General features: G+C 44.0%; 9 protein-coding genes. 7 read left to right on the top strand and 2 right to left on the bottom strand.

What is annotated here, in order from left to right:
• The first annotated feature begins 4 nt into the window (after positions 1-4).
• A complete protein-coding gene (locus C9J48_RS23410) occupies positions 5-1,708 on the top strand; it encodes a sodium:solute symporter family protein (protein ID WP_006233725.1) in 1,704 nt (567 codons plus the stop codon).
• A 120-nt stretch (positions 1,709-1,828) separates the two neighbouring features.
• Here C9J48_RS23410 and C9J48_RS23405 read toward each other — a convergent pair whose 3' ends face one another.
• Entirely contained in the window at positions 1,829-5,293 is a 3,465-nt protein-coding gene (locus tag C9J48_RS23405) for a hybrid sensor histidine kinase/response regulator (RefSeq protein ID WP_006233726.1), read from the bottom strand.
• Positions 5,294-5,444: 151 nt separating this feature from the next.
• Positions 5,445-6,632, bottom strand: a complete 1,188-nt coding sequence (locus C9J48_RS23400; protein WP_036804472.1) for a 3-phenylpropionate MFS transporter — start codon at positions 6,630-6,632, stop codon at positions 5,445-5,447.
• 251 nt (positions 6,633-6,883) lie between these two features.
• Here C9J48_RS23400 and C9J48_RS23395 point away from each other — a divergent pair, with 251 nt between their 5' ends.
• From C9J48_RS23395 to accC, 6 genes are all read left to right on the top strand, one after another.
• Positions 6,884-8,686 carry a DUF294 nucleotidyltransferase-like domain-containing protein gene (locus C9J48_RS23395; RefSeq protein WP_006233728.1) on the top strand — a complete coding sequence of 601 codons (1,803 nt, stop codon included), beginning with the start codon at positions 6,884-6,886 and terminating at the stop codon, positions 8,684-8,686.
• 2 nt (positions 8,687-8,688) lie between these two features.
• Positions 8,689-9,312, top strand: a complete 624-nt coding sequence (locus C9J48_RS23390; protein ID WP_006233729.1) for a 3'-5' exonuclease — start codon at positions 8,689-8,691, stop codon at positions 9,310-9,312.
• Between the two features lie 201 nt (positions 9,313-9,513).
• Complete coding sequence (gene acs, locus C9J48_RS23385) at positions 9,514-11,463, top strand: acetate--CoA ligase (RefSeq protein WP_006233730.1); 1,950 nt, start codon at positions 9,514-9,516, stop codon at positions 11,461-11,463.
• A gap of 538 nt (positions 11,464-12,001) precedes the next feature.
• The gene (aroQ, locus tag C9J48_RS23380; protein WP_006233731.1) at positions 12,002-12,454 is read left to right on the top strand and encodes a type II 3-dehydroquinate dehydratase; all 453 of its coding nucleotides are present in this window, start codon (positions 12,002-12,004) and stop codon (positions 12,452-12,454) included.
• A 27-nt stretch (positions 12,455-12,481) separates the two neighbouring features.
• Positions 12,482-12,946, top strand: coding sequence for an acetyl-CoA carboxylase biotin carboxyl carrier protein (gene accB, locus C9J48_RS23375; protein ID WP_006233732.1), 465 nt, complete (start codon positions 12,482-12,484; stop codon positions 12,944-12,946).
• Positions 12,947-12,958: 12 nt separating this feature from the next.
• Complete coding sequence (gene accC / locus C9J48_RS23370) at positions 12,959-14,302, top strand: acetyl-CoA carboxylase biotin carboxylase subunit (protein ID WP_006233733.1); 1,344 nt, start codon at positions 12,959-12,961, stop codon at positions 14,300-14,302.
• Positions 14,303-14,377: the final 75 nt, after the last annotated feature.

The following is a 14,377-nucleotide window of genomic DNA, read 5'->3' as shown; positions in this document are numbered from 1 at the left end:
AGTTATGGATATCCAAACCTGGACGTTTATTTTAGTGGGTCTCACCTTTTCGGTGTATATCGGTATTGCCATTTGGGCACGCGCAGGAACAACAAGTGAGTTCTATGTTGCTGGCGGTGGGGTTCATCCTATTGCGAATGGTATGGCTACCGCAGCTGACTGGATGTCGGCAGCATCGTTTATTTCAATGGCAGGTATCATCTCATTTGTTGGTTACGATGGCGGTGTATACCTAATGGGCTGGACGGGTGGTTATGTACTACTCGCACTGTGTCTTGCGCCTTACTTACGTAAATTTGGTCAGTTTACTGTGCCTGATTTCATTGGTGAGCGTTACTATTCTAGAACTGCACGTATGGTAGCTGTCTTTTGTGCCATCTTCGTTTCGTTTACTTACGTAGCAGGTCAAATGCGTGGAGTTGGGGTTGTATTTGCCCGCTTCCTCGAAGTTGATATCAACATGGGTATCATTATCGGTATGGGTATCGTATTTTTCTACGCCGTACTAGGTGGCATGAAAGGTATTACCTACACGCAGGTTGCACAATTTTGTGTTCTTATTTTTGCATTCCTTGTTCCAGCAGTATTTACGTCAATCATGATGACGGGAAACAGTATCCCCCAACTAGGTTTGGGTTCTACGCTAACAGGGTCTGAAACATACGTACTTGACAAGCTTGATGGATTAACCACAGAGTTAGGTTTCACCGCCTACACCGATGGTTCAAAGAGTATGGTTGACGTATTCTTTATCTGTTCTGCATTGATGGTGGGTACTGCCGGTTTACCACACGTTATTATTCGCTTCTTCACGGTTCCTCGTGTGAAAGATGCGCGTATTTCTGCTGGTTGGGCACTACTGTTCATCTCACTACTTTATACGACAGCCCCTTCAGTTGCCGCGTTTGCGCGTATCAATATGATTGAGACAATCAACGGCCCAGACATGCAAGGCGTATCTGCAGAACAAGCCCCTGGTTGGGTTAAGAACTGGGAGAAGACAGGCCTAGTTAAGTGGGAAGATAAAAACAACGACGGAAAAATGTTCTATTCTGGCGATGATCGTAACGAAATGAATATCAACCGCGACATCATTGTACTGGCAAGCCCCGAGTTAGCTAATTTACCGAATTGGGTAGTGGCATTGTTGGCAGCTGGTGGCCTAGCCGCAGCTTTATCAACCGCTGCAGGGTTACTATTGGTTATCTCGACCTCGATATCACATGACTTGTTAAAGAAAGGCTTCAAGCCTGACATGACCGATAAACAAGAGCTATTAGCAGCACGAGTCGGTGCCGCTCTCGCGATAGTCGGTGCAGGTTACCTTGGTATTAATCCACCAGGATTTGTGGCTCAGGTTGTTGCCTTCTCGTTCGGCTTAGCGGCAGCCTCTTTCTTCCCAGCGATTATTTTGGGCATCTTCTATAAGAAGATGAACAAAGAAGGTGCGATTGCGGGCATGCTAACGGGTATTACGTTTACGGCCTCGTACATTATTTACTTCAAGTTTATCAACCCAGCAGCAAGCACACCTGATAACTGGTTCTTCGGCATCAGCCCTGAAGGTATTGGTACGCTAGGTATGTGTCTGAACTTCGTAGTTTCCATTGTGGTTAACAAGTTCACCGCTGAAGTACCAAAAGATGTTCAAGATATGGTTGAATCAATTCGCTACCCTAAAGGTGCGGGTGAAGCACACGACCATTAAACGCTAAACCTATGAATATAAGAAACTCACAACGTAAACAATACGTTGGCTAGAATAAAAAACGGAGCACTATGCTCCGTTTTCTTTTATCTATTCATCAGCCCTTCAAGCTTTGTTACATCAGTTTTTGACTGTACTTTTCAGTCGCTGATTCAATAAGGCGCGTAACTTCAAAGGCTTTACAGGTTTACTAATAAAGCTAAAACCATGCCCTCGAATAGCCTGCTGGGTTTCTGATGTTCGGTCAGCACTAATGACTGCCCCTTTAAAAGTTTTACCCAAACGTAAACTGCATTGCTGTAAAACTTGTAATCCGGTTTGGTTGTTAGCTAAGTGGTAATCACTTAAGACAAATTCTGGCACCCACCCATCTTCCAATTGCTGAATAGAGCCTACAACGCTTTCAGCTAAACGCACATCACAGCCCCACCGCACCAGTAACGTTTCCATCCCTAGTAATATTTCAGGCTCATTGTCGACACATAGCACACGTACTCCATTCAGTGGTGCTGCCTTTTCTGCCGCCTGCTGAGAGATCACTGTTCGTTGCTTTTGAGTTAATACCCCACGAGAAACGGAGAGCGCAAAAACAGTGCCTTGACCTGGCCATGAACGTAGCGATAACGGGTGTTCAAGCACACGACTGATCCCACGGGCAATGGCCAGTCCCAACCCTAATCCATGATCTGCACCACTCGTTTGAATACGGGTGAATTCATCAAAAATATCAGCCTGTTTTTCAAGAGGAATACCTGGCCCGTTATCCCACACTTCAATCTGCAGCTTACCTTTAATCCGGCGCACACCTAATAACACTTTGCCATGCGGGTTATAACGAAATGCATTGGTTAAAAAGTTCTGCAATGCACGGCGCAATAATTTAGGATCGGACACAATCACTGCATTACTTTCCAGCACTTCAAATTGAATACCTTGCTGTTTTGCCAAAACACCAAACTCAGCACTCAGAGTATCGAGTACTTCACGGATAGGGAATGGATGAACATTCACTTGTAGTTTGCCCGCTTCTAATCGCGACACATCCAGTAAGTCACCAATCAAATCTTCTGCAGCACCGAGGGCACTTTCAATATGACGTGACAACTTAATAGTTTCATCTTCTGTCGCAAGCTCTGATAACGAAGATGAAAATAAACGTGCTGCATTTAACGGCTGCATTAAATCGTGACTCACAGCGGCTAAAAAACGACTCTTTGATTGGGCTTGTTGCTCTGCTTGTTGTGTTGCATTGACCAAGCGACGATTTAATTGTTCCAGCTCTTGGGTTCGCTTTTGTACCCGTGCCTCTAGGTGCTCATTGGCATCTTTCAATGCTTGCTCTGCTTGTCGAAAAGCGGTGATATCAATAAAGCTCATCACGAAACCACCACCCGGCATCGGGTTACCTTGTACTTCGATAACTTGCCCATCAGCCCGAACGCGAGAAGATGTATGCGCTGTCCCCCGCTGCAAATGCTCTACCCGTTTAGCGACATGCTTTTCAGGATCGCCAGATCCACATAATCCATCCATAGCGTTATGCCGAATCACATCAGCAATAGGTCGGCCCACTTGAATTAAGCCCGGAGGAAAGGTAAATAGCTCAAGATAACGTTGATTCCACGCCACCAGCCTTAATTGCTTATCTACAACGGCAATACCTTGGCTAATATGTTCAATAGCCCCTTGCAATAAGCCTCGACTAAAATCAAACAACTCAGAGGCTTCATCTACAATGGTGGCCACCTCCTCAAGCTGCATATTTCGCCCTTGCAACGCAGACGTTAATACCAGCCGAGCAGAAGATGCCCCAAACACTCCGGCTAGTACCCGTTCGGTATGACGGATTAAGACACCTGATGCTTGCTGTTGAGGTAATAATGGGTCTTGATGTTGTTCAGCAAATTGACGAAAAGCATGATGCACACGCTTACGACCAACAAAACGAGCCGCCAACATTTCTAACTCTGCCACAGTAACACGCGTCTGATACAAGCTCGCATTTTCAGCTTCAGGTAACGGGGCCCCCACGAACGTTGCCGCTTGTAATCGTTCAGTTAACGACGAACGAGTCATCAATGATACCGACGTATATAAGGTAACATTCGCTAAAATACTGAGTAACATGCCCCAATCAACCGATGTAATACTCTGTAATACAGGGATTTGTGGCGGAGTAAGTAACCAAAGTAAAACGTTCGTATCTGCATTACCAGCCAACATACTTGTTTGAGCCATCATGGTAATAACCCAAATTATCGAGCCGCCAAACAGACCAGCATAAACGCCTTTTTTATTCCCTTTTCGCCAATAGATACCGCCCAACAATGCTGGTGCAAATTGCGCAATAGCAGCAAAAGACAACAAGCCTATCGCTGATAGTGATGGAATATTATCGAGTATCTGATAAAAACCCCAAGCCGATAATAACAACAATAAAATCAACGCACGGCGTACATTCAATAACAACCCAGAGAAGGCGCTAAAGTTTTTTCCAGATACTCTTAAACGACGTAAAACTAACGGTAAAACTAAGTCATTGGAAACCATAATCGCCAACGCAATGGTCGATACAATCACCATGCCACTGGCAGCCGATGTGCCACCTAAAAAAGCCAACAGTGCAATACTCTCAGCCCCTTGTTGTAAAGGTAGGCTTATCACATACGTGTCAGCAGATACATTCGGCATCATCAATGCCTGCCCAGCTAATGCCAGTGGTAAAACAAATATCCCCATCAACACGAGGTATAACGGAAAAATCCAACGGGCTTTATGTAAATCTTGCGCCCGATTATTTTCGACCACAATGGTATGAAACTGGCGAGGTAAACAAATAATCGCAGCCATCGTCAGCATGGTATGAATCAATAAGCTGCCAATGTTTGGCGTTGATGATGCTAAATACGACGCTTTAACCGCTTGTAAGTCAGGTAATTCAAATAACAAACCCACCGCAAAAACACCCACAATCAAGAAAGCAGCGAGTTTCACTAATGATTCAAATGCGACAGCCATCATCATGCCACGATGGTGCTCTGTGGTATCAATATGGCGCGTACCAAATAACACCGTGAAAACGGCTAATGCGAGGGTAACCAACCACGCGGTATCCATTTCATTAATGCCAACCCCGCTCCCTAACTCAGGGGCGATTAGGTCAATCCCCATCGTAATAGCACGCAGCTGCAAAGCAATATAAGGCAGAATACCAACCACGGCGATAATCGTGACCAATACCGCTAATCCTTGAGATTTGCCATAACGAGCCGCGATAAAATCAGCAATAGACGTAATGTGTTCGCGTTTCGCAATTAAGATCAGTCGGGCAAGAATGCGCCAACCGAGGGTGAAAACAATAATGGGAGCAAGATAGATAGGTAGGAATGACCAAGTATTTTGGCTGGCTTGACCAACCGTGCCATAAAAGGTCCAAGAGGTACAATACACCGCGATGGATAAGCTATAAATCCACGGGCGATATTTTGCCATCCATTTAACTTTTTTATCGCCATACCACGCGATAAAAAACAGTAGCCCTAAATAGGCTAACGAGACCGGCACGACGATCCATCCTTGCGCCATGATACTTCCTGATTGTGTTAACGATAAGTTAACCCATACTAACCAATCTGATTAAGTACACCAATCAGGGTAGATCACAGTTCTTTCTGTGCCGATCTGTAATACGTTTAAAAATGGTCAATTAAGACTAGAAGAACAATGTCTTACTCTCTTAATTTGTCGACATAGGTTGTGCTAACTCAGGCGACTGATCATTACTGTGTGGTTTTGATTCAATCTTCATCAGTAATACTGGAATGCCCATTACAGCCATTAACCAGAAAAGATTCGCGCCCCACAAACCGTATAGCCAACCACTGAGTGCCGTCATAATTGCCATAAACGCACCTAATGGCAATGCATTATAGAGGGCTTGTAATGCCACCATCTGATTACTTTTAGCATGCTGAATATAACGAATAGCTGCCAAGTGTGCCGCCGCAAAAGTCACACCGTGTAGCGCTTGTGCCAGTATCAGCGCAGGTAACTCTGTCATGGTTGCAGTTACACCCCAGCGTAGTAATACGCCTACAGCCGCGAGACGAAACATCATACTGACGCTCCACTTAGCAAATAAACGCTGACTAAATGCAAATACGCACACTTCAGCCACCACACTAAAGCTCCACAAGTAACCAATAATGGCTTCGCTATAACCGACTTCTTTCCAGTAAATAGCACTGAAACTGTAATAGGCCGCATGACTACCTTGCAGTAACGCGACAATAATTAAAAAACGCATCACGCTATTGTTTTTGATGATATCAATTAACGCAGGGCGGGGCTGATCATGATGCTCGGTTTCAATTGGCATTATGGTTGGTGCGCGCATTGAAAATAATAATGCGACCACTAAACCTGCAATCGCAACCCAAGGAATAACACTTGCCCCATATTTAGCAGCCAAGATCCCAACAATTGTCGAACCAGCAATAAAGGCAATTGAACCCCATAAGCGGGTACGACCATAATCAAGGTGTTTCCCTTTTGCATAAAAGTTAGCGAGTGCATCTGAAAGCGGAATAATAGGACCCGCAGCCAAGTTAAACAATACAGTGACTGCCGCTAATGCCCAAAGACTACCACCGCAGAAAATATAAATAACACAAGCAATCAAGCAGGCTAATGTAAACCAACGCAAGGCTGGAATAAGGTGCTCCACATTATGAATGCGCGGTGTCAGCACAACATTCGCTACGCAGCGAACTCCAAGACCTAAACCCAGCAATAAACCAATATCAGAAGCGTCCACCCCTAAATGCGCAAACCACAACGCCCAAAAAGGAAGGTAAACACCATAAGTGAAGAAAAAACCAAACAGATATTGCGAGGTCCATCCATAGGGACTACTACGAAACATGCCAATTCCAAAATGCATAATAGGAGATAATGCCGACATTATGCCCAACCTATCGCCATAACCCCAAAGATAAATAGGGTAACCTTTCAATCTCTTTTTCCCCGCTTATAACTCCTCACCAACGGTCACAATAAAAAGAACAGCATTACTCATAGACTAAAGTCGTCTAGAGCTTATCGCCGGCATCAGCGACACTGACTATATGAAGTAATAGGTTATATAAAGAAATAGGTTCTAATACGAGGTATAGCATGCCGGATAAATTCGACACATCAGTCACACCCTTTGATCGTCTTCATCATGCTCAGCAAAAAATGCTGAAAGAAGCATTAGATGTCGCTTATTACCGTGAAGGCAACAAGATCATTACAACCGGTGAAGCTTGCAACCATTTATTTATTATCATTAAGGGCGGTGTTGAAGAAACCTCTTCTGATGGTACGGAAACCTATGCCCATTACGTCACTGACGATATGTTCGATGTACGCGCTCAGCTTGAAAATAAAAGCCGTCATGATTATATCGCGCTAGAAGATACTCTCTGTTATCTCTTACCTCGTGAAATTTTCATCGAGCTGTATCGCTCTAACGGGCAATTTGCCGCCTATTTCGATGGCAATTTAGCACGCCGCCAAAATCTCATTGAAGAGGCACAGCGCCAACAAAACCTCGCCGAATTCATTTTGACAAAAGTGGATGATGACAACATTCAACCCTGCCTAATTGTGCCCCATGACACCGACTTAAAACGGATAACAGAACAAATGCGCACCCAAGGTTTTGATGCTGCCTTGGTTACCCTTAATTCAACACCGCAATATGGCATTGTTACCCGCACCGATTTACTACATGCGGTGATGTTAGATCAACTGCCTTCTGATACCCCAGTTAGTCAAATCGCCACGACGCCAGTTATTAGCGTCAACAAAGATGATTTTTTGTTTAATGCCATGATTGCAATGACCCGTCATAAAGTGAAACGGGTACAAGTACTTGATGCAGGGCAAGTTGTTGGCATGTTAGATTTAACCCAAATATTAAGCTTATTTTCCACTCACTCGCACGTACTAACATTACGTATTGCACGCGCAGAAACCATTGCCGAATTATCGTTAGCAGCCAGTAGCCAGCAACGGTTGGTAACAACCTTGTTTAATAACGGCATTCATACGCTATTTGTGATGGAGTTAATCGCCTCGGTCAACGAGCAGATTATCGAAAAAGCATTTCAATTAATTGTGCCACCAGCCATGCACAATTACTGCTGCTTCATTGTAATGGGATCGGAAGGACGTGGAGAGCAAATCTTAAAGACAGATCAAGATAATGCACTCATTATTCAAGATGGTATCGATTGGCCAGACTGTGCCAATATCATGGATAAACTAACCCTCACATTACAACAACTCGGCTATCCTCTTTGCCCAGGAAAAGTCATGGTGAACAACCCTAAATGGGTGAAATCACAAAGTGAATGGTTACATACGATTAGTCGCTCTTGCCAACAAGCAACCGAAGAAACCATGATGGATTTGGCAATACTTGCCGATAGCCATGCTGTTGCCGGTAATCGCGTGTTGCTTAATCCACTGCAAACCTATTTACATCAGCAGTTAGCAGCAAAAGATCTCTTGTTATCGACCTTTACTCGTCCTGCTTTGCGCTTCAACGTACCTTTAACCTTATTTGGTAAAATAAAATCAACCAAGCAAGGAATTGATATTAAACGAGGTGGAATTTTTCCCATCGTGCACGGTATTCGCGCATTAGCCTTAGAAAACAACATTGAACCCAATAATACCTTTGAGCGTATTCATCAACTCGAATTGCACAAAGTATTAGAGCCAGACACTGCCTCTAATTTAAGCGAAGCCCTTAAGTTATTCATCAAGACTCGTTTACGCCACCAGCTTAACCACCAAGCCGGTGGACAAAACCAGCAATTAAACGTGAGTGACCTCAGTCGTGCCGAACGAGACCTACTGCGCCACAGCCTTCATGTGGTAAAGAAGTTTAAAGAGTGGCTCGGTTATCACTACCAAATAAGGGATTAATGATGAACCTATTTCGACGTTATTGGTATCAGCGAAAATTAAAAAATAATCCTTATGCTCAATTCTTTAATCGCTATAAAGGGGATGAACTTGTCTCTGTAGATTGTGAGACTACTAGCCTAGATCCGCACAGTGCAGAATTAGTCACCATTGCAGCAACCGTTATTAAAGATAATCGTATACTCACCAGTAAATCGATCCATTTAACCCTAAGAGCACCAAGCAGTTTAGATGCAAATTCCATCGCTATTCATCGTATTCGCCACCAAGATTTACGCGCAGGATTAGATGAAAAAGAAGCGTTAACGACACTGCTTGATTTTATTGGTAATCGCCCTTTAGTGGGTTATCACATTCGCTATGACAAAACGATTTTGGATCGCTATTACAGACGGTTATTTGGTTTTGCATTGCCCAATAAATTAGTTGAGGTAAGCCATCTTTATCATGATCGTTTAGAGCGGCTTCTGCCTAATGCTTATTACGATCTCAGTTTGGAAGCCATTAGCCGCCACCTTGACCTTCCGGTACCCGAGCGGCATGACGCGCTTGAAGATACGATTACTGCTGCTTTAATTTATGTACGGCTAAAACATGGTGATATACCGACGCTCCGTTCAGCGTGAATAATGCGATGAGTCTTGTGCTATGCAATGTTTTCTATGTAATTTCGATGTAATCGCTACAATTTCTACATTGATCGTGCTCTCTAATCCTAAAGTCTAATTGTGGCAAACGTTGATCTATCGGAAGTTAGTATCAACAGCGACAAACGATATTATCCGGTCCCAGATTGGACAAAAAACGGAAACACTAAGGAGAGTACGATGAGTGAAGTTCATGTTTATCCAGTCAATCAAGAGATTGCAGCTACAGCCCACGTAAATGATGAACAGTATCGTGAGATGTACCAACAATCGGTTATCAACCCTGAAGGTTTCTGGCGTGAACACGGTCAGATTGTTGATTGGATCAAACCATTCACTAAAGTGAAGCACACTTCTTTTGATACTGGCCATGTCAGCGTTAACTGGTTTGAAGATGGCACACTGAACGTATCTGCAAACTGCATTGACCGCCACCTTGCGACTCGCGGTGATCAGCCCGCTATCATTTGGGAAGGCGACGATCCTACCGATGATGCCACGTTCACGTATAACGAATTACATGAACAAGTTTGTAAGTTCTCTAATGCACTGAAAAGCCAAGGCGTTCGCAAAGGTGATGTCGTTTGCCTTTACATGCCAATGGTGGCAGAAGCGGCAGTTGCTATGCTGGCTTGTACACGAATCGGGGCGGTACATACCATTGTATTTGGTGGTTTCTCTCCAGAAGCGCTTGCGGGTCGTATTATTGATTCCAACGCAAAACTCGTGATTACTGCTGATGAAGGCGTTCGTGCTGGCCGCGCTGTACCACTGAAAAAGAATGTGGATGATGCTTTAGCCAATAAAAATGTCACAAGTATCGAAAAAGTCATTGTACTTCAGCGTACTGGCGGCAATGTTGAGTGGCACAGTGAGCGTGATGTATGGTGGCATGAAGCTACAGCAATCGCGTCTTCTCACTGTGAGCCAGAAGAAATGAATGCAGAAGATCCTCTTTTCATTCTATATACCTCAGGATCTACTGGTAAACCTAAAGGTGTTCTTCACACAACGGGTGGTTACTTAGTGTATGCCACCATGACGTTTAAATATGTTTTCGATTACCAAGAAGGCGATGTGTACTGGTGTACAGCCGATGTTGGTTGGATAACCGGTCACAGTTACTTGGTGTATGGTCCGCTGGCTAATGGTGCAACAACCGTGCTATTTGAAGGTGTGCCAAACTACCCATCAACCAGTCGCATGAGTGAAGTGGTTGATAAACATAATGTCAGCATTCTTTATACTGCCCCAACAGCCATTCGTGCATTAATGGCAAAAGGCACAGAAGCGATTGAAGGTACGTCACGATCATCCTTGCGTATAATGGGATCAGTCGGTGAACCAATTAACCCAGAAGCGTGGGAATGGTATCACCGTACTATTGGCGATAGCCGTTGCCCTATCGTTGATACATGGTGGCAAACAGAAACAGGCGGTATCTTAATTACGCCATTACCTGGCGCGACAGCGCTAAAACCAGGTTCTGCTACTCGTCCATTTTTCGGTGTTCAGCCAGCTATTGTTGATAATATGGGAAATATCCTAGAAGGTGCCGTTGAAGGTAACTTAGTTATGATTGATTCATGGCCTGGGCAGATGCGTACTTTATGGGGTGACCATGAACGCTTCGAACAAACTTACTTCTCAACCTTCCAAGGTATGTATTTCACCGGTGATGGCGCACGTCGTGATGAAGACGGTTACTACTGGATCACAGGTCGTGTTGACGACGTACTGAATATTTCAGGCCACCGTATGGGTACAGCTGAAATTGAATCCGCATTAGTGGCTTTCGATAAGATAGCAGAGGCTGCAATTGTTGGTGTACCACACGATATTAAAGGCCAAGCAATTTATGCTTATATCACGCTAAATGATGGTGAAATACCCAGCGCTGAACTGCATAAAGAAGTAAAAGATTGGGTACGTAAAGAAATTGGTCCTATTGCGACACCTGATTTCCTACATTGGACCGATGCCTTACCTAAAACACGTTCTGGTAAAATTATGCGTCGAATTCTCCGCAAGATTGCTACGGGTGACACCGGTAGCTTAGGTGATACATCAACGCTCGCAGACCCAAGTGTGGTTGATAAACTGATCGCAGAAAAACAAACTGTTTTATAACCGTATGTTACCAACTTAAATAAGCCGCCGTCAGGCGGCTTTTTTGTCAATGTAGCAATAACACTTGCCCTTTTTTTCATTGTCACCTCACCAAAAATAAAGAGTTGTTTACAAAGCGTGCAATTGTGAGTTCCAATTTTTAAACCTTGGTCTCGATATCTATATAACAAAAACGCTACACTGAAAAAATGTATGCAAAAAATAAGTCAGATACGGCATCAATAATCACTCAATCAAATTGATTAAACCGCTTCAATATGAGCGAAAAATGGAACCATCCCCATGTTATCGCTTTTATTCTGGTGAACTTGCAGTAGAAGTGGCCGTCTAATAAAACCATAGAATATGCATACAGCGTACAAGTGTAAGCGGTAAGTTCGGTGATTAGACCAGTATTTTGCTGCTATTTGCGGTGATTTCTCTATAATCGCTCAACAAACATTGTTTGGCAGTATAAATTAGGTCATCGGGATACAGCTTTGCAGTTTACTGCATGTTGTTAGAGTAAAACCTCAAAAACAAGTGGATATACGTCAAGATGTCGACCGTTAAACGAATTTTACTTATTAACGGACCTAACCTAAATTTACTAGGTCTCAGAGAGCCAGGTCACTATGGCCATCATACATTGGCTCAACTCGTTGCTGATTTAACTGTCAAAGCAACCAACCTAAGCGTCACATTAGATCACATTCAATCAAATGCAGAACATGAATTGATTGATGCAATCCATCAAGCCCATGGCAATGTGGATTTCATTATTATTAATCCTGCTGCGTTCACCCATACTAGCGTCGCTATTCGTGATGCTCTACTCGGTGTCGCGATTCCATTTATTGAAGTGCATTTATCTAATGTTCACGCAAGAGAACCATTCCGTCATCACTCTTATCTATCAGATAAAGCAGTTGGTGTTATTTGCGGTCTTGGTCCAGATGGTTATGAATTCGCCCTGAATGCTGCGGTAAGACGCCTGCAATCAGAAAGCTAACTGAACAACATAAAAAGAGAAAGATAGATGGATATTCGTAAGATTAAAAAGCTAATTGAGCTGGTTGAAGAATCTGGTATTGCTGAATTAGAAATCTCTGAAGGTGAAGAATCAGTACGCATCAGCCGTAATGTACCTGCATCTGCATTACCTGCACAGCAGTACATGGCAGCCCCTCAATTTGCTGCACCAGCTCAAGCTGCACCTGTAGAAGCGGCTACGCCAGTAGCTGCAGCACCTGTTGCCGCAGAACCTGCTGGTCACCAAGTTCTTTCTCCAATGGTTGGTTCTTTCTACCGTGCGCCAAGCCCTGAAGCAAAAGCATTTGTTGAAGTGGGTCAGTCTGTAAACGTTGGTGACACGCTTTGTATCGTTGAAGCGATGAAAATGATGAACCAAATCCAATCTGATAAAGCGGGTGTGGTTACTGCAATTCTTGCTGAAGATGGCGACGCTATCGAGTTCGATCAGCCTCTTGTTATCATCGAGTAACAGAGGCCTATTATGTTAGATAAATTAGTTATTGCGAACCGAGGCGAGATTGCCCTTCGTATTCTGCGCGCTTGTAAAGAATTAGGTATTAAGACTGTTGCGATTCACTCAACAGCTGACCGCGATCTTAAGCATGTGTTACTTGCAGACGAAACGGTATGTATTGGTTCAGCCAAAAGTACTGAAAGTTATTTGAATGTTCCACGCATCATTAGTGCAGCAGAAATCACAGGGGCAGTTGCGATTCACCCTGGTTACGGTTTCTTGTCTGAAAATGCTGATTTTGCAGAACAAGTAGAGCGTTCTGGTTTTATCTTTGTTGGCCCTAAAGCGGAAACTATTCGCATGATGGGTGACAAAGTGTCAGCAATTACCGCAATGAAAAAAGCGGGCGTTCCTTGTGTGCCGGGTTCTGATGGTCCATTGGATGACGACGAAGCGAGAAATAAATCTTTCGCTAAACGAATTGGTTTCCCTGTCATCATCAAAGCATCTGGTGGCGGTGGTGGTCGTGGTATGCGTGTTGTTCGCACTGAAGCCGAACTAACAGAAGCTATCGCGATGACACGTGCTGAAGCTAAATCGTTCTTTAATAACGATGTGGTTTACATGGAGAAATTCCTTGAAAACCCTCGTCATATCGAAGTTCAGATCATGGCTGATGGTCAAGGTAATGCTATTCACTTAGGTGAGCGTGACTGTTCAATGCAGCGCCGCCACCAGAAAGTTGTTGAAGAAGCACCAGCACCAGGCATCACAGAAGAGATGCGTAAGTACATCGGTGAACGCTGTACACGTGCTTGTATCGAGATCGGTTACCGTGGCGCTGGTACATTTGAGTTCCTATACGAAAATGGTGAGTTCTACTTCATTGAAATGAACACCCGTATTCAGGTTGAGCACCCAGTAACTGAAATGGTAACGGGTGTTGATCTAATCAAAGAACAGCTTCGTGTTGCTGCAGGTCAGCCACTATCATTCAGTCAATCTGATATTCAAATTCGTGGCCATGCTATCGAATGTCGTATCAATGCTGAAGATCCTGAGCGTTTCCTACCTTGCCCAGGTAAAATCACGCGCTTCCACGCGCCTGGTGGCATGGGTATTCGTTGGGAATCTCATATCTACTCAGGCTACACAGTACCACCGCATTATGATTCTATGATCGGTAAGCTGATTTCATACGGTGAAAACCGCGATGTGGCAATTTCACGTATGCGTAACGCATTAAGTGAATCAATCATCGATGGTATTAAAACCAATATCCCGCTACAGCAAGAAATTATGGCAGATGAAAACTTCCAGCATGGTGGTGCAAACATCCACTATCTAGAGAAGAAACTTGGTCTACAATAATTTCGCGATAAACGCGTGAATAAAAAACTGGTCACCTTTGGGTGGCCTTTTTTATGCCCCTTTCACTACATCCTC

The sequence above is a fragment of the Photobacterium profundum genome, assembly GCF_003026285.1.
Lineage (GTDB): Bacteria > Pseudomonadota > Gammaproteobacteria > Enterobacterales > Vibrionaceae > Photobacterium > Photobacterium profundum.
This window is presented reverse-complemented; position numbering and strand designations above follow the sequence as displayed.

Bases quoted from the DNA above. Each gene is read 5' to 3' on its own strand.
- C9J48_RS23390 (WP_006233729.1), top strand. From the start codon at position 8,689: ATGAACCTATTTCGACGTTATTGGTATCAGCGAAAATTAAAAAATAAT.
- C9J48_RS23395 (WP_006233728.1), top strand. From the start codon at position 6,884: ATGCCGGATAAATTCGACACATCAGTCACACCCTTTGATCGTCTTCAT.
- aroQ (WP_006233731.1), top strand. From the start codon at position 12,002: ATGTCGACCGTTAAACGAATTTTACTTATTAACGGACCTAACCTAAAT.
- acs (WP_006233730.1), top strand. From the start codon at position 9,514: ATGAGTGAAGTTCATGTTTATCCAGTCAATCAAGAGATTGCAGCTACA.
- C9J48_RS23405 (WP_006233726.1), bottom strand. From the start codon at position 5,293: ATGGCGCAAGGATGGATCGTCGTGCCGGTCTCGTTAGCCTATTTAGGG.
- accB (WP_006233732.1), top strand. From the start codon at position 12,482: ATGGATATTCGTAAGATTAAAAAGCTAATTGAGCTGGTTGAAGAATCT.
- accC (WP_006233733.1), top strand. From the start codon at position 12,959: ATGTTAGATAAATTAGTTATTGCGAACCGAGGCGAGATTGCCCTTCGT.
- C9J48_RS23410 (WP_006233725.1), top strand. From the start codon at position 5: ATGGATATCCAAACCTGGACGTTTATTTTAGTGGGTCTCACCTTTTCG.
- C9J48_RS23400 (WP_036804472.1), bottom strand. From the start codon at position 6,632: ATGTTTCGTAGTAGTCCCTATGGATGGACCTCGCAATATCTGTTTGGT.